The organism is Streptomyces tateyamensis (genome assembly GCF_003205575.1).
GTDB lineage: Bacteria > Actinomycetota > Actinomycetes > Streptomycetales > Streptomycetaceae > Kitasatospora > Kitasatospora tateyamensis.
The window spans coordinates 1-19,943 of the sequence record NZ_PYBW01000120.1 but is presented as its reverse complement, the minus strand read 5'-3'; the positions used below and the strand labels follow the sequence as shown (position 1 = coordinate 19,943).

Below are 19,943 nucleotides of genomic sequence, written 5' to 3'. Positions count from 1 at the left end.
CGCCGGCCGGCGAGCCGACCCCGACCCTCGCGGCGGCCCGCGACCCCGCCCCGCCGCAGCCGGCGGCCCCGACCCGGCGGACCCCGGGCGCCAGCCTGCGCCGCAGTCCGGAGGCCGCCGAACCGCCCGAGACCGCGCTGCTGTTGCGCGTCCGATCCGCACTGGAGGCTCGACTGTGATTCCCTGGCCGCCCGCAGCCCACCGCACGCCGTCATGAAGCGGGTGCTGCGACCGCGCGCCGACCGCCGCCCGCTGGACGCCCTGCACAGCGCCCTGCTCGCCGAACTGCGCACCCTCAAACGCCGGGTCCCGCACCTGGCCGGCTCGCTGGTGGCCAGCGTGGACGGGCTGCTGCTCGTGCACGACACCCACGACGCCGAGCCGGACAGCCTGGCCGCGCTGACCGCCGCCACCCTCGGGGTGGCCCGGCGCCTCGCCGAGGCCACCGGGCAGGGCGAGTTCCGCGACGCGCTGGTCCACGGCGAGCACGGCTACGTGGCCAGCTACGCGGCCGGCCCGCTGTGCGTGCTCACCCTGCTGGCCCACCCGGACGCCAGCGTGGGCCGGCTGCACCTGGAGGCCCGCCGGACCGCGGAGCGGATGGCCGAACTGGTGCGCACCGAACTCGCTCCGGCCGGCAAGTCCTGACGGACCGTCAACCTTTGTTCCCGCCATCCCTTCCCGACACACGAATCGATCTGGAGAACCCTGTGGCAGACATCGACAGCAACCTGCGCGCGATCATGGGCAGCGTCGACGGCAGCATCGGCGTGGCGCTGGTGGACTACACCAGCGGCATGGCACTGGGCACCGTGGACGGCGGCGCCGGGCTGGACCTGACGGTGGCCGCGGCCGGCAACACCGACGTGGTGCGGGCCAAGCTGCGCACCATGGAGATGCTCGGCCTGAACGAGAACATCGAGGACATCCTGATCACGCTGGGCAGCCAGTACCACCTGATCCGCCCGCTCACCGGGCGCGGCGGCAAGGGCCTGTTCCTCTACCTGGCGCTGGACAAGCGGCGGGCCAACCTGGCGATGGCGCGGCACCAGCTGGCCAAGATCGAGTCCGACCTGGAGGTCTGACCGGCAGCCGGGCCGGGCGCTCACGGCGCCCGGCCCGGCCCGCGGCCGGGAACGACTAGACTGGCTCGTCATGCCTACCCGCCGCGAGGAAAACCTGTGAGCAACGAGCAGTCCGTCCCCGTCACCCAGGTCCTCGCCGAGGCCAGCCGTCGGCGCACCTTCGCGGTGATCTCCCACCCGGACGCGGGCAAGTCCACGCTCACCGAGGCGCTGGCGCTGCACGCGCGCGCGATCACCTCGGCCGGTGCGGTGCACGCCAAGGGCGGCCGGCGCGGCGTCACCAGCGACTGGATGGAGCTGGAGCGCGAGCGCGGGATCTCGGTCACCTCGGCGGCGCTGCAGTTCGGCCACCGCGAGCACGTGATGAACCTGGTCGACACCCCCGGTCACGCGGACTTCTCCGAGGACACCTACCGGGTGCTCTCCGCGGTGGACTGCGCGATCATGCTGATCGACGCGGCCAAGGGCCTGGAGGAGCAGACCCGCAAGCTGTTCTCGGTCTGCCGGCACCGCGGCGTGCCGGTGATCACCTTCATCAACAAGTGGGACCGGCGCGGCCGGGACGCGCTGACCCTGCTCGAGGACATCGAGACCCACCTGGGCATCACCCCGGTGCCGGTGGTCTGGCCGGTCGGCGTGGCAGGCAACCTGCGCGGCCTGGTCGAGGCGGCGGACACCGAGCAGTTCCGCCGCTACACCAAGGTGCCGGCCGGCACCCACGCGGCGATCGAGGAGCTGCTCACCGCCGACGAGGCCGCCGAGCAGGAGGGCGAGGACTGGACCAACGCCCTGGAGGAGCTGGAGCTGGTGCTCTCCTCCGGGCCCGGCTACGACCAGGAGGCCTTCGAGGCCGGCAAGATCACCCCGGTCTTCTTCGGCGCCGCGCTCACCAACATCGGCGTCAAGCTGCTGCTGGACGCGGTGGTCGACCTGGCCCCGGCCCCGGCCGCCCGGCCGCTGGCCAACGGCGGGCACCGCGAGGTGGCCGAGGAGTTCTCCGGCGTGGTCTTCAAGATCCAGGCCAACATGGACCCGGCGCACCGCGACCGGATCGCCTTCGTCCGGGTCTGCTCCGGTGTCTTCGAGCGCGGCATGAACGTCACCCGGGCCGCCAGCGGGCGCTCGCTGACCACCAAGTACGCGCACACCGTCTTCGGTGCCGAGCGCACCGTGGTGGAGACCGCCTACCCCGGTGACGTGGTCGGCCTGATCAACGCCGCCGCGCTGCGGGTCGGCGACACCCTGTTCACCGGCCGCAAGGCCGAGTTCCCGCCGCTGCCGGCCTTCGCCCCGGAGTACTTCGCGGTGGCCCGGCCCAAGGACATCAGCCGCTCCAAGCAGTTCCGCCGCGGCGTCTCGCAGCTGGACGAGGAGGGCGTGGTGCAGGTGCTGGTCTCCGACCGGCGCGGCGAGCAGGCCCCGGTGATGGCGGCCGTCGGCCCGATGCAGTTCGACGTGGTGCTGCACCGGATGGAGCACGAGTTCTCCTCGCCGATCCACCTGGACCGGCTCTCCTACCAGCTGGCCCGCAAGACCAACGCCGAGGGCGCCGAGGCGCTGGCCAAGGCCCGGCTGACCGACTCCGAGGTGCTCACCCGCCGCTCCGACCAGGCGCTGCTGGCGCTGTTCGCGGACAAGTGGCACCTGAACGCCTTCCAGCGGGCCAAGCCGGAGATCTACCTGGAGCCGCTGATCGCCACCGCCGACTGACCCCCTCCCACCTGCGCCGACCCCGGTTCGAGGCGGGCTGTCCGAGTCGTGATATGTACTCGGGCGGGGGCGGCAGGGTGCAGCCCTGGTGAAGACGGTGAAAAGGGGGGATCGGTCATGCGCAGACTCCTTGGGCGGCTGCGTCCCGGAGCACGACTGGCTGTCGACCCGGCGTGCGGGGATCCGCTGCTGGCCGAGCTGCGTGCGGCGGCGGGCGGCGGGGACTGGGCGGCGGTCAGGGCCGGGCTGGCTCGGGCGGGCGACCAGGGCGACCTGACCACGATGGTGGCCCAGGTCGCCGACGTGGCCGGGGTCGAGGAGTGGATACCGCAGGCGGTCGCCGCGGAGCCGGACTCGGCCCTGCCGCTACTGGTCTCCGGCGCCCGGCAGGTCTCCTGGGCCTGGGAGGCCCGCAGCGGCTCCCGGGCCCAGTACGTGACCCGGGAGCAGTGGCAGCTCTTCCACCAGCGGCTGGAGACGGCCGAGGAGCAGCTCTACCAGGTGGCCGAGCGCGAGCCCGAGTGGCTGGGACCCTGGTACTTCCTGCAGATCAGCGGCCGCGGCGAGTCGCTGGACAAGGAGGCCGCGACCTACCGGTTCGAGGCCGCGGTGCGCCGCTTCCCGGGCCACCCGGCCTCGCACCGGCAGCGGCTGCAGCAGCTGTGCCGCAAGTGGGGCGGCTCGCACGAGCAGATGCACGAGTTCGCCCGCAGCTCGATGCTGGGCGCCCCCGAGGGCAGCCAGCTGGGCGAACTGGTGGCGCTGGCCCACCTCGAGCACTGGCTCGACCTGGAGCGCGGCGCGGACGCCGGCCACATCACCTCGCAGCCGGTGCGCCTGCAACTGGCCGAGGCGGCGCAGCGCTCCGTGCTGCACCCCGGCTACGTCCGCGGGCGCGGCTGGGCCGCGACGCACAACACCTTCGCGATGGTGCTGTCCCTGGCCGGCGAGCGCAACCTCGCCCGCGCGGTCTTCGCGCAGCTCGGCGACACCGTCACGAAGAGCCCCTGGGACTACCTGAGCAAGGACCCGGTCGAGGCGTTCCGGCTGGCGCGCAAGGAATGCGCGTAACCCGTCTCCCACCCGGCCCCGACGACCGCGATCGAAAGAGCTTCCCTGTGTCCTCTCCTCAGCCGGCGCCCACCGCGCACACCTTCCAGGTCGACCTGCGCGGCCTGGTCGACCTGCTCTCGCACCACCTCTACTCCAGCCCGAAGGTCTACCTGCGCGAACTGCTGCAGAACGCGGTGGACGCGATCTCGGCCCGCCACCGGCTCGACCCGCAGGCGCCCGGCGCCATCACGGTGCAGGCCGGCGACCGGTCGCTGTCGGTGACCGACACCGGCGTCGGCCTGACCGAGGCCGACGTGCACACCTTCCTGGCCACCATCGGCCGCAGCTCCAAGCGGGACGCCGAGGGGCGGCTGGACGCGGCCGGCCTGGCCGGCGCCCGCTCGGACTTCATCGGCCAGTTCGGCATCGGCCTGCTGGCCTGCTTCGTGGTCGCCGACGAGATCACCGTGCTGACCCGCTCCGCCGCCACCCCCGACGCCCCGGTGATCGAGTGGCGCGGCAGCTCCGACGGCCGGTACACCATCACCACCCGCCCCGGCAGCGCCAAGCCGGAGCCCGGCACCACCGTCACCCTGGTGCCGCGGGCCGACGCCGCCCAGTGGACCAGGGTCGACCAGGTGATCGAGCTGGCCCGCAACTACGGCGGCCTGCTGCGCCACGAGGTCACCGTGGTGGACGACCGCGGCGAGCGCACCCGGATCAACGAGACCCCCGCGCCCTGGGCCCGCGCCTACGGCTCGCCGCTGGCGCGCCGTCAGGCGCTGGTCGAGCACTGCAAGGCCACCTTCGACTTCACCCCGCTGGACACCATCGACCTCCAGCTGCCGCTGGTCGGCCTGACCGGGGTCGCCTACGTGCTGCCCGAGGCGGTGCCGCCGTCGCGCCGGGCCGGCCACCGGGTGCACCTGAAGGGCATGCTGGTCTCCGACCAGGCCGACGAGCTGCTCCCCGAGTGGGCCTTCTTCGTGCGCTGCGTGGTGGACGCCGAGGGTCTGCGCCCGACCGCCTCGCGCGAGGGCCTGTACGCCGACGAGACGCTGGCCGCGGTGCGCGACGCGCTCGGCGTGCGGATCCGGGACTGGCTGACCGGGCTGTCCGCCAGCGACCCGGCGCTGCTGCACCGGTTCATCTCGGTGCACCACCTGGCGGTCAAGGCACTGGCCCGGTACGACGACGAGCTGCTGCGGATGCTGCTGCCCTGGCTGCCGTTCGAGACCACCGACGGCAACGTCACGCTGGACGAGTTCGCCCGCACCCACCGCACCGTCCTGGTCGCCCAGACCGTGGAGGAGTTCCGCCAGGTCGCCCCGATCGCGGCCGCGGCCGGCCTCGGGGTGGTCAACGGCGGCTACACCTACGACCGCGACCTGGTGCACCGGCTGCCCGAGCTGCGCCCGGGCGTGCTGGTGACCGACCTGGACCCGACCACCGTCACCGCCCACCTGGACAGCGTGGACCCGGCCGCCGAACTGGCCGCGGCCGGCTTCCTGAACGTGGCCCGCGAGGTGGTCGGCCGGTTCGACTGCGACGTCGCGCTGCGCAGCTTCCACCCGGCCAGCGCGCCGGCGCTGCTGCTGGACAACCGGGAGGCCCGGCACGAGCGCACCCGGGCCGAACTGGCGGACTCCTCCGACGGTCTGTGGGCCGACATCCTCGGCTCGCTGCGGGCCGAGGCGCCGCGCGCCCAGCTGGTGCTCAACCACCTCAACCCGCTGGTGCGCCGGGCCGCCTCGATCGGCCACCGGGAGCTGGTGATCGCCGCGGTCGAGGCGCTGTACGGCCAGGCGCTGCTGCTGACCCGCCGTCCGCTGCGGGCCAGCGAGAGCGCGCTGCTCAACCGCTCGTTCATCGCGCTGCTCGACCACGCCATGCTGGGCCACGAGGCAGCCGGACACGAGGGAGCGGGCCACGACGGACCGGGCCACCAGGCCGGGAGGGAGTCCTGATGCTGGAGACCACGGACGCGGTGTTCGCCGCCCTGCGCGAGAACGACGCCCGCCCCTACGGGCGGACCCGCACCGTCACCGCCGAGGAACTGGTCGACGCCGCCGACCAGTTCGACGACACCAAGCTCAAGGTGCTGGCGCTGCTGGAGCTGATGGAGGCCTACGAGTACGACGGCGAGGCCCGCAAGGCCCCCGTGGTCTTCGCCCGGGTGCTGAAGTTCTGGGACAGCGACCCGCAGGAGTTCAGCAAGTGGGCGGCGCACCAGGTGTTCTGGCGCTTCAAGTGGGTGGCCGCCGCGCTGCTGGGCGCCCCCGAGGTGCCGCTGGCCGCGATCCGGCGCTGGCACGAGGAGATGCGCGAGCGGTACACCAAGGCCGGCCACGGCCTGCAGCCGTACTACGCGGAGAAGTTCCGACTGGCCGCGCACCTTGAGCAGGACCGGGTCGGCGCCTTCGAGCTGTGGGCCACCCGCTGGCGCACCGAGCTGAGCGACTGCGCCGCCTGCGAGACCCGCACCCGGGCGCTGCACCACGTGGCGCTGGGCGACGACGCCCGGGCGTTGGCGGTCTGGGAGCCGGTGCTCAGCGGCGACAGCGGCTGCACCGAGGAGCCCTACACCAGCCACGGCTACGCGCTGCTGCCACTGCTGCGCCAGGGCCGCACCGACCAGGCCAGGTCCAGCCACCTGACCGGCTACCGGTACGCCCGCGGCAAGGCCGCGATGGCCGGTCAGATCGGCCTGCACCTGGAGTTCTGTGCGCTCAGCGGCAACGAGCCGCGCGGCCTGGAGATCCTGGCCGAGAACCGCGAGCTGCTCGACCGGGCCACCGACCCGCTGGACCGGCTGGGCCTGCTGACCGGCGTCGAGGTGCTGCTCGCCAGGCTGGTCGAGCTGGGCCACGGCGAGCTGGCGGTGGCCGGGCCGGCCGGGCGCGGCTGGACGGTGGCCGAGCTGCTGCGCGAGGCCGCCGAGCAGGCCGGCGCGCTGGCCGCCCGGTTCGACGAGCGCAACGGCACCGACGCGGTCACCGCCCGTCGGCGCGCCCGGCTGGCGCGGCGCCCGCTGCTCGCCGAGCCGCTGGCCCTGGGGGTGCGCACCGCCACCGCGCTGGCCGCGCCGGAGCGGCCGGTGGCCGCCGCCCCGCAGCCCCCGGAGCTGCCCGAGGACCTGGTCGAGCTGGTGCTGCGGGCCCGCGAGCTGGAGCGCGCCGGGGACCCGCAGGCCGAGCGGGTCTGGCTGCGGGTGGACGAGCTGGTCTCGGCCCCCGGCCACACCCACCCGCAGGACCCGCGGCTCGGCCCGGCCGAGCGGCTGCACGCCGAACTGGTGGAGCAGCGCGCCTACACCCCGGCGCTGCGCTGGGACCTGCCGGGTCGCCGGGCGGTCCTGACCGAGGCCCAGGAGGCCTACCAGCAGGCCGGGTTGGCCGGCCGGGCGCTCTCGGTGCGGGCCCAGCTCGCGGTGCTGGAGCTGGGCGAGGGCGACGGGCTGGCAGCCGACTGGGCGCTGCTGGACGAGTTGCTGGCCGAGGCCGAGGCGCTGCGGGCCGAGCAGCTGATGGAGCCGGACGACTGGGCCCGGCTGCTGCAGTCCCGGGCGTACGCGGCGCACAGCGACCTGATCGAGGCCGAGGAGGAGCTGCGGGCCGAGCCGGCCGAGCGGTTCGCCGCCGCGGTCGCCGCCTTCCTGGCCGAGGCCGAGCGGCTGGAGCTGGTGGGCCGTCAGGTCACGGCCCGCCAGTACCTGGCCAACGCCGCCGCCCGGCAGGAACGGTTCGCCGAGGCGGAGCAGGAGCTGGCGCTGGCCCTGGAGCTGATCGAGCGGGCCGGCCTGCCGTGGCGGGCGCCGCTGGTCCACGGGCTGCTGGCGCAGGTCAAGCTGGCGCGCGACGAGCGCGAGCAGGCCGTGGAGCTGCTGCACCGGGCGCTGGCCGAGGCGAGCCGGCTGGGCCTATGGTCCTTCCCGTACGGGCCCAGCTACGCGCTGCTCGGGCACGCGCTGGGCCACCTGGGCGACACCGCCGGCGCGGTGCGGGCCCTGTCCGAGGCGGCGGACCGGTTCGACCGGGACTCCAAGCCGGTGGAGGCGGCCGACGTGCGGCTGCAGCTGGCCGAGGCGCTGACCTCGGCCGGGCGCGGTGCGGACGCGGTGGCCGTGCTGGAGTCGGTGCTGCTGGACTCGGGGGCCCAGGTGCTGGGCGAGCGGCGGCTGGCCCAGGTACGGCTGCAGCTGGCCCGCGGGCTGGCGATGCTGGCGGAGTACCGGGAGGCGGCCGAGGAGTACCTGCTGCTGGCCGACCAGGTGAGCGGTTGGGGCGACGACCCGCAGACGCTGACCATGGTGGCCTGCGAGAGCGCCGTCGCGCTGGCCGAGGCCGGCCGGCTGGAGGCCGCCGAGGCGGCCCGGGAGCGGGCGATGGCCGCGCACGCGGTGGCGCCGCTGCCGGGCAAGGCGGCCACCATGCTGCGCGAGCTGGCCCGGGCGGTGATGGAGCAGCAGGGGAGCGAGGGCCTGCCGACGGCGCTGGCCCACCTGGCCGCCGCCGACGAGGTGGGCGAGCAGGCGCAGGACGCGGCCGCCGAGCCGGAGCTGCGGTTCCTGCGCGCCTCGGTGCACGACTCGCGGGCGCGGGCGCTGGCCACCGGGGAGCGCACCGAGGAGGCGCTGGCCGAGGCGGAGCTGGCCGCGGCGGCCTTCGAGGCAGGCGGTGCCGAGGGCGAGCTGGGCCGGGCCGAGGCGGTGCGGCTGGCGGCGGTCTTCGAGCACCGGCTGGGGCGCACCCAGGCGGCCCGGGAGCGGCTGGCGGCCGGGGAGCGCCGCGTCCGGGCGGCCGGGCACCCGGAGGCGGCCGAGGTACTGGCCGACCTGGCCGAGCGGCTGGCGCAGGACGCCGGCTGAGCCGGCCCGCAGTCGGTTCGCCGATCCGGCGCTGCCGGGCACCCCCGTTCGCCAGGGGTGCCCGGCAGCGCCGTTCCGGGGACTGGTGAGCAGCCGTCAGAGGCTGACACTCGCCGGGCGGAGTCGAGGGATATGTGATGTTATGTCGGGATTCCGGGTGCCTGGCTTTCGGGGTGTTCCGAGAACCGGCCCGGCCGACCTGGCGGGAGCCGACAGTGAGCAACTATCCGCTGCTGGACCTCTTCTGGACCATGCTGGAGTTCTTTCTCTGGATCCTCTGGTTCTTCCTGCTCTTCAAGGTCCTCAGTGACCTGTTCCGGGACCACACCCTCAGCGGCTGGGCCAAGGCGGGCTGGATCGTGCTGGTGATCCTGCTGCCGCTGCTGGGCGTCCTGCTCTACGTGATCTTCCGCGGCCGCTCGATGGCCGAACGCGACCAGGCCCAGCTCCAGCAGGCCGATGCCGCGATGAAGCAGTACATCCGGGAGACCGCGGGTGGCGAGGCCGGCCCCAGCCATGCCGACGAGCTGCGGAAGCTGGCCGAGCTGCGCGCCTCCGGGGCGCTGAGCGAGGAGGAGTTCCAGAAGGCCAAGGAGAAGATCCTCACCTGAGGCCGCCGGCCGGGCGGCGCGCCGCGGCCGGGGAGGGACGTCGCCCGCGATGTCCCTCCCCGGCATGTTCGGCCACTGTTCGCCCGAGGGTCTTTGCGGGTCGACTACCAGCCGGTAACGTGCTCCCTCGGCCCGGCGCCGGCGGGGAGCCGGCGGGTGCGGTCCGCGAACAGGACCGCCGGGGATCCTGACGCGGCGTCAGGATGGGGAACCCTCACATGTCTGTCAGTCGGCGCAGGTTCCTGGGCGGGGCGACCGCCGGAGCGACCCTCTCGTTGGTCACGGGCACCTCGGCCTGGGCGGCCGAGCGCACCCGGGCCCTGGACCTCACCGCCGCCCGCGCGGTCAGCACGGCCGGCACCACGCTGGAGCAGGTGGCCACCCCGGCCGCCGGCACCGGCTACCGCCGGCTGCTGGCCGGCCCGGGCTGGCCGCTGGTGGTCCGCGGCGACCTGGCCGCCCCCGGCGCGGGGCGCGACGACCGGCGCACCGGCTTGGCGAGCTTCGTCCAGTTCACCGACCTGCACCTGTGCGACAGCGAGTCGCCGATGCGCTTCGAGTACCTGGCCCGGTTCAACGACGCGGCGCACCGCCCGCAGGAGGCGCTCACCGTGCGCGGCGCCTCCTCGCTGGTCGAGCGGGTCAACGCGCTGGCCGCCGGCCCGTACACCGGCCTGCCGTTCAGCCTGGTGATGGCCACCGGCGACAACACCGACAACCACGAGCGGATCGAGCTGGACTGGTACCTGACGGTGATGAGCGGCGGGTCCGTCACCCCCAACAGCGGTGACCCGAACCGCTACGAGGGCGTGCAGAGCTCCGGCAACACCGGGTACTGGAACCCGCAGGACCCGTTCCGGGACAGCTACAAGCAGGCCGGCTTCCCGCAGATCCCCGGCTACCTGGGCGCGGCCGGCGCCACCTTCAGCGCCCCCGGCCTGAAGACCCCCTGGTACACCACGGTCGGCAACCACGACGACTCGGCCGAGGGCACCCTGCCGGACCTGGGCCTGCTCAACTCGATCTACACCGGCGACCGCAAGCTCGAAGGCCTGGACGACGCCGAGGCGGCCAGGCTGGCCGGTCTGCTGCGCACCGACCCGGCCGGCGCGGTGCTGGAGCTGGGCCGGCTGCTGACCGGCGGCGGCCTGGTCCGCGAGATCACCGCCGACGAGCGCCGCCACCCGTTCAGCACCCAGGAGTTCGCCAAGGCCCACCTGAACCCGGCGCACACCGGCGCCGGCCCCTACGGCCACGGTTTCACCTCGGACGCGGCCGCCAGCGGCAACCTGTACTACACCTTCCGGATCGCCGACGGCGTGCTCGGGATCAGTCTCGACACCACCAACGCGGCCGGCTTCGCGGACGGTTCGATCGGTACCGGTCAGCTCAACTGGCTGGAGCAGCAGCTGCGCGCGCACAGCGGCCACTGGTACGACGCGTTCGGCAACGTGGTCCGCGGCGGGGCCGGCGGCGACCTGGTCGTGCTCTTCAGCCACCACACCAGCACCACCATGGGCAACCTGCTGCAGGACCCGCGGCACTTCTTCGAGAAGCGCCACGACGGCAACGAGCTGGTCGCCCTGCTGCAGCGCTACCCGAACGTGGTGGCCTGGGTGAACGGGCACAGCCACGAGAACCGGATCACCGCGCACGGCCACGCGGTGCCCGAGCGGTCCTTCTGGGAGGTCAACACCGCCTCGCACATCGACTTCCCGCAGCACGCCCGGGTGATCGAGCTGACCGACAACGGCGACGGGACGATCTCGCTCTTCACCACCCTGGTGGAGTCCGCCGCGCCGTACACCGCCGACTACTCCGACACCTCGGACGCGGCGCTGGCCTCGTTCTACCGCGAGGTCTCCTTCAACGACCCGTACGCCACCCCGAACGCCAAGCTGGGCAGCCCGGTCGACCACAACACGGAGCTGCTGCTGGTCAAGCCCTCGCGCTGAGCGGCCGTCGGCCGGTTAGCCCGGTAGCCGCGTTCGAGGTGCGCCCGGGCCCCGGGTGGGATGGGCTGAACGCATGACCGACGAGACGACGCTGCCGCCCAACCTGGGTGCCCAGCTGCTGGACGACTTCCTGGTCACCCCGGGCCCGGGCGAGCCGGGCGGGGTGATCCCGATGGCCCCGCAGCACATCACGGGCCTGGGCATCGGGGCCGGGACGGTGTACCTCGCCGACCCGGCCGCCGGGCTGCTGCGCCCGCTCACCGGCGGCCCGGCGCTGCCGATCGAGGGCACCACGGCCGGCTCGGCCCACCGGGAGCGCGCGGTGCGGGCCGGCGACGGCGAGGCCTGGTTCCCGCTGGTGGACGGCGAGGTGGGCCTCGGCGTGCTCGGCGTGCGCACCGCCGCGCTGGACCGGGCCGGGCTGCGCCGGTGCACGCTGCTGGCCGCGCTGCTCGCGATGGTGATCACCGCGCAGCGCGACGCCCACGCGCTGCCCGCCGAACTGCTGCGCGCGCTGCTGCCGCCGAGCACCGTGTACAGCTCCCAGGTGCTCTCCACCGCGGTCCTGGAGCCGGCCCAGGAGCTGGGCGGCGACGCCTTCGACCACTCGTTGGCGGCCGGCGCGCTGCACGCCGCCGTGCTCGACGCCAGCGGCGGCGACCTGGCCGCAGGACTGGGGGCGGCCGTCGCACTGGCCGCCTGCCGCAACGCGCGACGGTGCGGCGCCGAACTGCCCGAGCTGGTGGTCGGCACCGAACGGGCGCTGGCCCGCTGGTTCCCCGAGCGGGCGGTCGGCGGGGTCTTCCTGCGGCTGGAGCTGGCCTCCGGGCTGCTGCGCTGGGTCGGCTGCGGGCTTCCCACACCGCTGCTGATCCGCCGCCACCAACTGGTGCCCGGTGCGCTGGAGCGGCCCCCCGAGCCGCCGCTGGGCGGTGACGCGGCGCCGCGGGAGCTGCACACCGCCGCGCTGGACCCCGGTGACCTGGTGCTGGTGCACACCGACGGGGCGGCGGCGGGCCTGGGCACCGAGCGCCTGGTCGAGCTGGTGGTCCAGGCGCTGGCGTCCGGCGCGGGCCCCGGCCGGGCACTGACCGACGCGCTGAAGGCGGCCCAGACGGCGCAGGCGGGCCAGAGCGGTCAGGATGTTGACGACGCGACGGCGCTGCTGGTCGAGTGGCAGCCGCCGGCGTTCCAGGAGATCGGCGCAACCGTGCGCCACCGGGCGGAGAGGACGAACAGATGATCACGATCGGCGACATCCGGGAGTGGCGCAACCACGACGTGGTGGACACGGCCGGCAAGAAGATCGGCTCGCTGGAGGCGATCTACGTGGACACCGCGACCGACGAGCCGGCCATGGCCACGGTGGAGGTGGGCATGCTGACCAACCGTCGGCTGGTCTTCGTGCCGCTGGCGGACGCCGTGGTCGGGCCCGGCTACCTGCGGGTCAACTACTCGAAGGCACAGGTCAAGGAGGCTCCCTCGATCGGGACCGACGACATCCTGCCGGCCGAGGCCGAGGAGGGCGTGTACCGGCACTACGGGTTGGAGTACCGCGCCGGTGTCGGCGGTGAACGGCGGTTGGCACGCCCCTGACATTCCGTCAGGACGGCTGGATTCACAGGTCCTGGGGCCTGTTTCACCCGGCCGTGGGCGGCGATACTGGCCCCGCGAGCCTGGCGCGGCCGGGCCACTCACGGGGGTTCACCATGTCCGGCCACGGTCCGGGCGGCATCGCGCCGTCCGCTCGGCGCTACTGGTTCGCGCTGCTGCTGTGCGGCATCCTGCTCTGCCTCTCGCTGCCCTTCTACCTGACCACCGGCTACCGCTGCTATCCGGGCGAGGTCTCGCAGATCGACACGATGCCGCTGTGCGCGGTGCCGATCTCCTCGCCCCAGGGGGTGCTCAGCCCGCAGGCGCTGGCCCACCCGTCCTGGCTGCACTACTACTGGCTGCTAGCGCTGGCCGCCGGGGTGGTGGCGCTGGCCTGGTGGTACCGGCGGTCCGGGGCCGGACTGCGGGTGCTGCTGCCGTTGCTGGTGGCGCTCGGGCTGGCCGCCACCACGGTCGAGCTGACCCGGACGCAGTGGAGCGGTCTGCACTCGCCCTCGGCCTGGGCCGAGTCGGCGTACCTGCTGGTCTTCAACGGGGCCTCGCCGCTGGTGGTGATGGTGCCGATGCTGCTGGTCCTCGCGGTGGCCGAACGCAGCCCGGGGCTGGCCCTGTTCGGGCTGGCCTTCGGCGGCCTGTGCTACCTGTTCGCCACCCACGACGCCCTGGACCTTTTCCACCAGGCCGGGTTGCCGCTGGACCAGCTCAACGACCCGGCCGGCATCCGGCAGTTGCTCAACGTCGCGGTACCGGCGGCGGTGCTGCTGCTGGCGGCCCGGCTGGCGTACCTGACCGGGAGTCCGCCGGAACTCGCCGACAGAACCTAGCGTTTGCCGTCTGCCGGCCCGAACTCGGCGCGGATCGCCGCGCTGTGCTCGCCGAGCGCCGGGACCGCGCCGAGGCGTTCCGTGGTCCGGCCGCGCACCGTGACCGGCGGCAGCAGGCCGGTCAACGGCCCGGCGGGGGAGTCGAACTCGCGCCAGCGGTCGCGGGCGGCCAGCTGCGGGTGGTCGGCGAACTCGCGGATGCTGCGCAGCCGGGCGTTGGCGATGCCGGCCGAGTCCAGCAGGGCGACCAGCTCCGCGCCGGTCAGCTCGGCGAACCGGCGGCAGAGCAGGGCGGTCAGCTCGGCGTCGTTGCGGTGGCGCAGCGGGTTGTCGGCGAACCGCGGGTCCCGGGTCAACTCCGGCTGCGCCAGCACCTTGGCGCACAGGGCCACCCAGTCGCGGTCGCTCTGCACGCAGAGGAAGACCTCGGTACCGTCGCCCGCCGGGTAGTGGCCGTAGGGCGCGATCGAGGGGTGCCGGGCGCCGCTGCGGGCGAGCGGGGCCGGGGCGTAGCGGTCGTGGTAGAGCGGCTGGCCGAGCCACTCGCCGAGCGCGTCCAGCATCGCCACGTCGAAGGCGCTGCCCAGGCCGGTCCGTTCACGCTCGTACAGCGCGGTGAGCACGCCCGTGTAGGCGTACATGGCGGCCGCCACGTCGGCGATCGACACACCCGCGCGGGCCGGGGCCTCGGGGCTGCCGGTCAGCGAGACCAGCCCGGTCTCGCACTGCACCAGCAGGTCGAAGGCCTTCTTGTCGCGGTAGGGGCCGCTGTCGCCGTAACCGGAGATGCCGCAGACGATCAGGCGCGGGTGGCGGGCGCGCAGTTGCTCGGCGCCCAGGCCCAGCCGGTCGGCCGCGCCCGGGGCCAGGTTCTGCACGAAGACGTCGGCGCGGGCCAGGATCCGGTCGAACAGCGCGCGGTCGCCGGGTTCCTTGAGGTCCAGCACCACGCTCTCCTTGCCGCGGTTGCACCAGACGAAGTAGGCGGACTGCCCGCGCACCGCCCGGTCGTACTCGCGGGCGAAGTCCCCGCCCGGGCGCTCCACCTTGATCACCCGCGCGCCGAGGTCGGCGAGCTGGCGGGTGGCGAACGGCGCGGCCACCGCCTGCTCCAGGGAGACCACGGTGACCCCGGCCAGCGGCAGCTCCACGGACGTGCTCCTCTCGGGTGGTCGAGCTGACAGTACGCCCGATCGGCGGTCCGCGGGGACTGTGATGCACCTCACTGGCCCCCGCCGATCGGCGGGCCGATATCCCGCTGGTCATCCGCATTCGTCCGGTTCGGGTTCCGACCTGCGGGGGGTTGACACAAGGAGTCCGAGGCTTTTCAGAGCCTGGGTCAACTCCTCACGCAACTATCAGAGTTGAATGTGTTTGACGTGCGCGAACCGTCCACAGTAGGTTCGCGAAGCTTGAACTGTGCCAGCTCGGGGGGCGTTGGCTTCCCCTGGGCATGTCAAGAATCCGGGGAATTGTTTTGCGTCTGAGTCAGCGACTCATAGGGCCGCTCGCCGCCGCCCTGGCCGTGCCCGCACTGGCCACTTTCACCTCCTCACCGGCCACCGCCGCGGTGCCCACCGCGCCCTCGGCCGTCGAGGACTTCTCCTACCCTGGGGCCGCGCAGATCCTCGCGTCCCAGAACATCACGCTGAAGTCGGGGGACGGGCACATCGTGCTCGCCGACTGCGCGTCGGGCGCCGGCCTGGTCGAGCTGTACACCCGGTCCGTGAACCCGAGCGAGGTCTGCTTCAGGATCACCGGGAAGACCGGTTACCTGGCGCTGGAGATCCCGGACGTCTACAACATCAAGGCCGACGACCACACGCTCAAGGCGACCCTGAACGCCAACGGCACCTCCAGCACCGTTGACCTGGCCAAGAACGCCTGGACCCCGGTCGGCGAGGGCGTCACCGGCAACCCGAAGGACAAGGCCACCCTGCTGGAACTGGTCGCCACCGACGGCCCCGACGGCCCGGCCGCGACCTACCCGAACCCGGCGGTCGGAACCGTCACCGTCGGCCCGGCCGGCCACCCCGGCGCGCGCAACTGCACCGCGACCCTGGTCGCCCCGCAGTGGCTGCTCTCCGCCGCCAGCTGCTTCGCCACCAACGTGGACGACCTGACCACCGTGCCGTCGGGCCTGCCGCCCGCGCAGACCACCGCCAGCATCGGCGGCCAGAACTTCGACGTCTCCGCGCTGGTGCCGCGCACCGACCGTGACCTGATCATGGTCCGGCTGGTCGAGCCCGCTGTCGGCATCACCCCGATCCCGGTGGCCGCGACCGCGCCCACCGCGGGCGAGGACCTCCAGCTCGTCGGCGCCGGCCGGACCAAGACCGACTGGGTGCCGAACGCCACGCACAGCGCGACCTTCACCGCCGGCACCGTCGCCGCCACCGGCTTCGACGTCGCCCCCAAGACCCCGGCCACCGCCACGGTCTGCAAGGGCGACGCGGGCGGCCCGGCCCTGCGCGCCAAGAACGGCGGCTTCGAGATCGCCGCCGTCACCAGCCGTGCCTGGCAGGGCGGCTGCCTCACCGAGTCCGAGACCCGGCTGGGCGCCGGCGAGGTCCGGGTCGACGACCTGGCCGGCTGGGTCGCCACCGTGCGCGACCACCGCTCGGCGACCGCGAACGAGGTCGGCGGCAGCGGCCGCCTGCGCTTCGCCGACTTCGACGGTGACGGCAAGCCCGACTACATCACCATCGAGGACAACGGCCAGGTCAACGTCTGGCTGAACAAGGGCGGTGACGGCCACGGCGGCTGGCAGCTGCTCCCCAAGGTCGCCCAGGGTGTCACCAGCGACCGCAGCCGGGTCCGCTTCGCGGACTTCGACGGCGACGGCCGGGCCGACTACTGGGTGATCAACCAGGACAACTCGGTCAGCGTCTGGCTGAACCGCGGCGGCGACGGCGCCGGCGGCTGGCAGCCGCTGGGCAAGGTGGCCACCGGTACCACCAACAACCCCGACCAGGTCCGCCTCGCGGACTTCGACGGCGACGGCAAGGCCGACTACGTCACCATCGCGGACAGCGGGGCCGTCAACGTCTGGCTGAACAAGGGTGGCGACAGCGTGGCCGGCGGCGCCGGCTGGCAGCCGCTGGGCCAGAAGGCCGTCGGCGTGGTCAGCGACCGCAGCCGGGTCCGCTTCGCGGACTTCAACGGTGACGGCAAGGCCGACTACTGGGTGATCAACCCCAACGGCTCGAACTCCGTCTGGCTGAACCAGGGCGGCGACGGCGGCGGCGGCTGGAACGGCATCGGCACGGTCGCGTCCGGGATCATCACCAACCAGAACAACGTCTACCTCACCGACTTCGACGGCGACGGCAAGGCGGACTACCTGTACAACCCCGGTGACGGCAGCACCTGGGCGTACCTCAACAAGGGCGGCGACGTGTCCGGCCCGAACGGCTGGTCCTCCCTCGGGAAGGTCGCCAGCGGCGCCTGAGCCCGCTGAGCCCGTTCCCGTCGACCCGGTGAGGACCGGACCGCTCCGGTCCTCACCCGGCCCGGCCCAGTAGCACCCCGGTCGCCGTTCGTGTGCCGTGCGGCGACCGGGTTCCACCCGGCCCGGTTCCAGGGCCCGTCCCACGGGTCCTGCCGGGCGCGCGTCGTGTCGTGTCGCGCCGCCCCGCAGGACCCGTGAGTCAGGCCCTGGCCGGGCGCCATCGCCTCCTTCCCCGAAAGTTCACTCCCTGCCATGACGAAGAAGACCGTCTCCCGCGCACTGGCCGTGCTGCTCGCCGTCACCGGCGGCAGCCTCGGCCTGGTGCCCACCAGTGCCCAGGCCGCCGTGAAGCCCGCTCCCGCGCTGATCAAGGTCATGCCGTTGGGCGACTCGATCACCGCCGGCGCCGGCAGCGCCACCGGCATCGGCTACCGCGGACCGCTGTGGGACCTGACGGCCAGTCAGTCCCCGTACACCATCGACTTCGTCGGCTCGGCCGAGAACGGCTCGATGGGCGACCCGGACAACGAGGGCCACAGCGGTTACCAGATCGCCCAGATCCGGGCCGGCATCGACCAGTGGATCAAGGCCGCCGACCCGGACGTCGTGCTGCTGCACCTGGGCATCAACGACCTGCGCACCGGCAAGGCCGACCCGGTCCAGGCCGCCAACAACCTGGCCGAGCTGGTCGACCGGATCCAGACCGACAAGCCCCAGGTGGCCGTGGTCGTCCAGGGCCTGATCACCGCGACGGGTGGCTACGAGCAGCAGACCACCACGTTCAACAGCACGATCGCCGGTCTGCTGGCCGCCCGGCAGGAGGCCGGACGCCACGTCCACTACACGGCCCCGGCTGCGATCGACCCCGCCACCGACCTGCCCGACCAGCTGCACCCCAACGACGGCGGCTACCGGAAGATGGCCCAGGTCTTCCACACCGCTCTCGACCAGACTGTGGCCGAGGGCTGGGCCACCCGTCCCGCCGTGCCGCGGGCCGGCACCGAGGCCGGTGACGCCGGTGCGGTGCGCTGGGCCGACTTCGACGGCGACGGCCGCCCCGACTACGTCACCATCGCGGACAGCGGTGCCGTCAACGTCTGGCTGAACAAGGGCGGTGACGGCCACGGTGGCTGGCAGGCGCTCGGCCAGGTGGCCACCGGAGTCGTCACCGACCGCAGCCGGGTCCGGCTGGCGGACTTCGACGGCGACGGCAAGGCCGACTACTGGGTGATCAACCCCGACGGCTCGGTCCACGTCTGGCTGAACAAGGGCGGTGACGGCCACGGCGGCTGGCAGCCGATCGGGCAGGTGGCGGTCGGCCTGACCACCAATCAGAACCAGGTCCGCCTCGCCGACTTCGACGGTGACGGCAAGGCCGACTACCTGGTGGTCGCGGACAACGGCGCGGTCAGTGCCTGGCTCAACCGCGGCGGCGACCCGTCCGGCCCCAACGGCTGGGCTGGTCTGGGCCAGGTGGCCACCGGCGTCACCAGCGACCGCAGCCGGCTGCGCCTCGCTGACTTCGACGGTGACGGCAAGGTCGACTACAACGTGATCAACGCCGACGGCTCGGTCACCACCTGGCTGAACCGCGGTGGCGACGGGCACGGCAGCTGGCAGCCGATCGGCCGGATCGCCAGTGGTGTCACCACCGACCAGGCGAGCGTCCAGCTGGTCGACTTCAGCGGCGACACCCACACCGACTACCTGCAGACTGACGCGCAGGGCCGGGTCACCGCCTTCGTCGACAACGGCGGCGACGTGAGCGGTCCGGACGGCTGGAACTCCCTCGGCCAGATCGGCGGCAACTTCGGCGGCACCGGCGGCGGTGCGACCCCCAGCGCCAGCACGCACTGATCCACCCCGCTCGTTTCGGCCCGTCACTGCACCCGCCAGGGTGCGGTGGCGGGCCTTCGGCGGTGGCGGGCCCTGCGGCCACGCCTTGTTCCTCCAGTTATTTGCACAGTGTTCGTTGCACAGTCCATGCGCGTTCCTTCAAGGTCGCCGCGGCGGTCGGTCGCGGCGTGACGGTACTTCCCAAGTGCCTTACGGGGATGGGGTCTGACTCGATGAGTGTGAAAGTGAGAGCGGGGGCGCTCCGTTCGCGGATCGCCGCCAGCGGGGTCCTGGCGCTGAGCCTGGTCACCGGCCTGCTCGCGGTGCCGGCGGCGGCCGATACGGCGCCGCCGGCGGCGAACGGCGACCGTGCCAAGGTGGTCGCGGCGTGGAAGGGCGGTGGTCCGGCGGTGCGCCGGGCGGCCGAGATCGCGCTGACCGGTGCCGACAGTGATGTGACGGCGTTCCTGACGGCCGGTCAGTCCGCCGCCGCCGAGGCGGACCTGCGGGCCAACCTCGAACAGGTGATGGGCATTTCGGGGCCCGGGGTGCGGGCGGCGGGTGCGAAGGCGCTGGCCGGTTCGGCCGCCGACGTGCAGGCCTTCCTGAACGGCGGGATGAAGAAGGCCGTCGAGGACGACCAGCGGGTCCGGCTGTCGCAGATCATGGCGACGGGTGGTCCGGGGGTCAAGGCCGCCGCCGGCAAGGCGATGGACGGCACCGTCGACGACGTGACCCGGTTCCTGAACGAGGGTCAGTTCAAGGCGCGGGACGACGACGACCGGGTGAAGCTGACCCAGTTGATGTCGAGTGGTGGTCCGGAGGTGAAGAAGGCCGCCGGTGCGGCGCTGGACGGCACGCCCGATGACGTGCGGGAGTTCCTGCGGGCCGGGTGGCAGGTGGCCGCTTCGCGCGATCAGGAGACGCTGACCGTCGC

The 19,943-nt window shown here is 73.4% G+C and carries 15 protein-coding genes; 14 read left to right on the top strand and 1 reads right to left on the bottom strand.

Annotated elements, in window-relative coordinates:
* Nucleotides 1-213 precede the first annotated feature (213 nt).
* The 11 genes from C7C46_RS27455 to C7C46_RS27405 all read left to right on the top strand — a co-directional run bounded on the left by C7C46_RS27455 (nt 214) and on the right by C7C46_RS27405 (nt 13,719).
* Entirely contained in the window at nt 214-648 is a 435-nt protein-coding gene (locus C7C46_RS27455) for a roadblock/LC7 domain-containing protein (protein WP_110672624.1), read from the top strand.
* A 95-nt stretch (nt 649-743) separates the two neighbouring features.
* Nucleotides 744-1,085, top strand: coding sequence for a hypothetical protein (locus C7C46_RS27450; RefSeq protein WP_425470133.1), 342 nt, complete (start codon nt 744-746; stop codon nt 1,083-1,085).
* A 96-nt stretch (nt 1,086-1,181) separates the two neighbouring features.
* Complete coding sequence (locus tag C7C46_RS27445) at nt 1,182-2,795, top strand: peptide chain release factor 3 (RefSeq protein ID WP_110672622.1); 1,614 nt, start codon at nt 1,182-1,184, stop codon at nt 2,793-2,795.
* A gap of 117 nt (nt 2,796-2,912) precedes the next feature.
* On the top strand, nt 2,913-3,866 hold the full coding sequence (locus tag C7C46_RS27440; protein WP_110672621.1) for a hypothetical protein: 954 nt from the start codon (nt 2,913-2,915) through the stop codon (nt 3,864-3,866).
* Between the two features lie 47 nt (nt 3,867-3,913).
* Nucleotides 3,914-5,815 carry an HSP90 family protein gene (locus C7C46_RS27435; protein ID WP_245985028.1) on the top strand — a complete coding sequence of 634 codons (1,902 nt, stop codon included), beginning with the start codon at nt 3,914-3,916 and terminating at the stop codon, nt 5,813-5,815.
* Nucleotides 5,815-8,715 (top strand): tetratricopeptide repeat protein, encoded by a 2,901-nt coding sequence (locus tag C7C46_RS27430; protein ID WP_110672619.1) that lies wholly within the window; start codon nt 5,815-5,817, stop codon nt 8,713-8,715. Before C7C46_RS27435 ends, C7C46_RS27430 begins: the two co-directional genes overlap by 1 nt.
* A 215-nt stretch (nt 8,716-8,930) precedes the next feature.
* On the top strand, nt 8,931-9,326 hold the full coding sequence (locus C7C46_RS27425; RefSeq protein WP_110672618.1) for an SHOCT domain-containing protein: 396 nt from the start codon (nt 8,931-8,933) through the stop codon (nt 9,324-9,326).
* 218 nt (nt 9,327-9,544) lie between these two features.
* A complete protein-coding gene (locus C7C46_RS27420) occupies nt 9,545-11,281 on the top strand; it encodes a TIGR03767 family metallophosphoesterase (RefSeq protein ID WP_245985020.1) in 1,737 nt (578 codons plus the stop codon).
* Between the two features lie 73 nt (nt 11,282-11,354).
* Nucleotides 11,355-12,524, top strand: coding sequence for a PP2C family protein-serine/threonine phosphatase (locus C7C46_RS27415; protein ID WP_245985018.1), 1,170 nt, complete (start codon nt 11,355-11,357; stop codon nt 12,522-12,524).
* Entirely contained in the window at nt 12,521-12,877 is a 357-nt protein-coding gene (locus C7C46_RS27410; RefSeq protein WP_110672616.1) for a PRC-barrel domain-containing protein, read from the top strand. The genes C7C46_RS27415 and C7C46_RS27410 overlap by 4 nt, the downstream gene beginning before the upstream one ends.
* Before the next feature lie 113 nt (nt 12,878-12,990).
* Nucleotides 12,991-13,719 (top strand): hypothetical protein, encoded by a 729-nt coding sequence (locus C7C46_RS27405; protein WP_110672615.1) that lies wholly within the window; start codon nt 12,991-12,993, stop codon nt 13,717-13,719.
* Here C7C46_RS27405 and C7C46_RS27400 read toward each other — a convergent pair.
* A complete protein-coding gene (locus C7C46_RS27400) occupies nt 13,716-14,870 on the bottom strand; it encodes a CaiB/BaiF CoA transferase family protein (protein ID WP_110672614.1) in 1,155 nt (384 codons plus the stop codon). The genes C7C46_RS27405 and C7C46_RS27400 overlap by 4 nt on opposite strands.
* 326 nt (nt 14,871-15,196) lie before the next feature.
* Between C7C46_RS27400 and C7C46_RS27395 the strand changes: the two genes are divergently transcribed.
* From C7C46_RS27395 to C7C46_RS27385, 3 genes are all read left to right on the top strand, one after another.
* A complete protein-coding gene (locus tag C7C46_RS27395; protein ID WP_181442555.1) occupies nt 15,197-17,170 on the top strand; it encodes an FG-GAP-like repeat-containing protein in 1,974 nt (657 codons plus the stop codon).
* A 252-nt stretch (nt 17,171-17,422) separates the two neighbouring features.
* Nucleotides 17,423-19,027 (top strand): FG-GAP-like repeat-containing protein, encoded by a 1,605-nt coding sequence (locus C7C46_RS27390; RefSeq protein ID WP_110672612.1) that lies wholly within the window; start codon nt 17,423-17,425, stop codon nt 19,025-19,027.
* Nucleotides 19,028-19,239: 212 nt separating this feature from the next.
* Nucleotides 19,240-19,943: ALF repeat-containing protein (locus C7C46_RS27385; RefSeq protein WP_181442554.1), on the top strand; the 704-nt coding region annotated here is incomplete at its 3' end.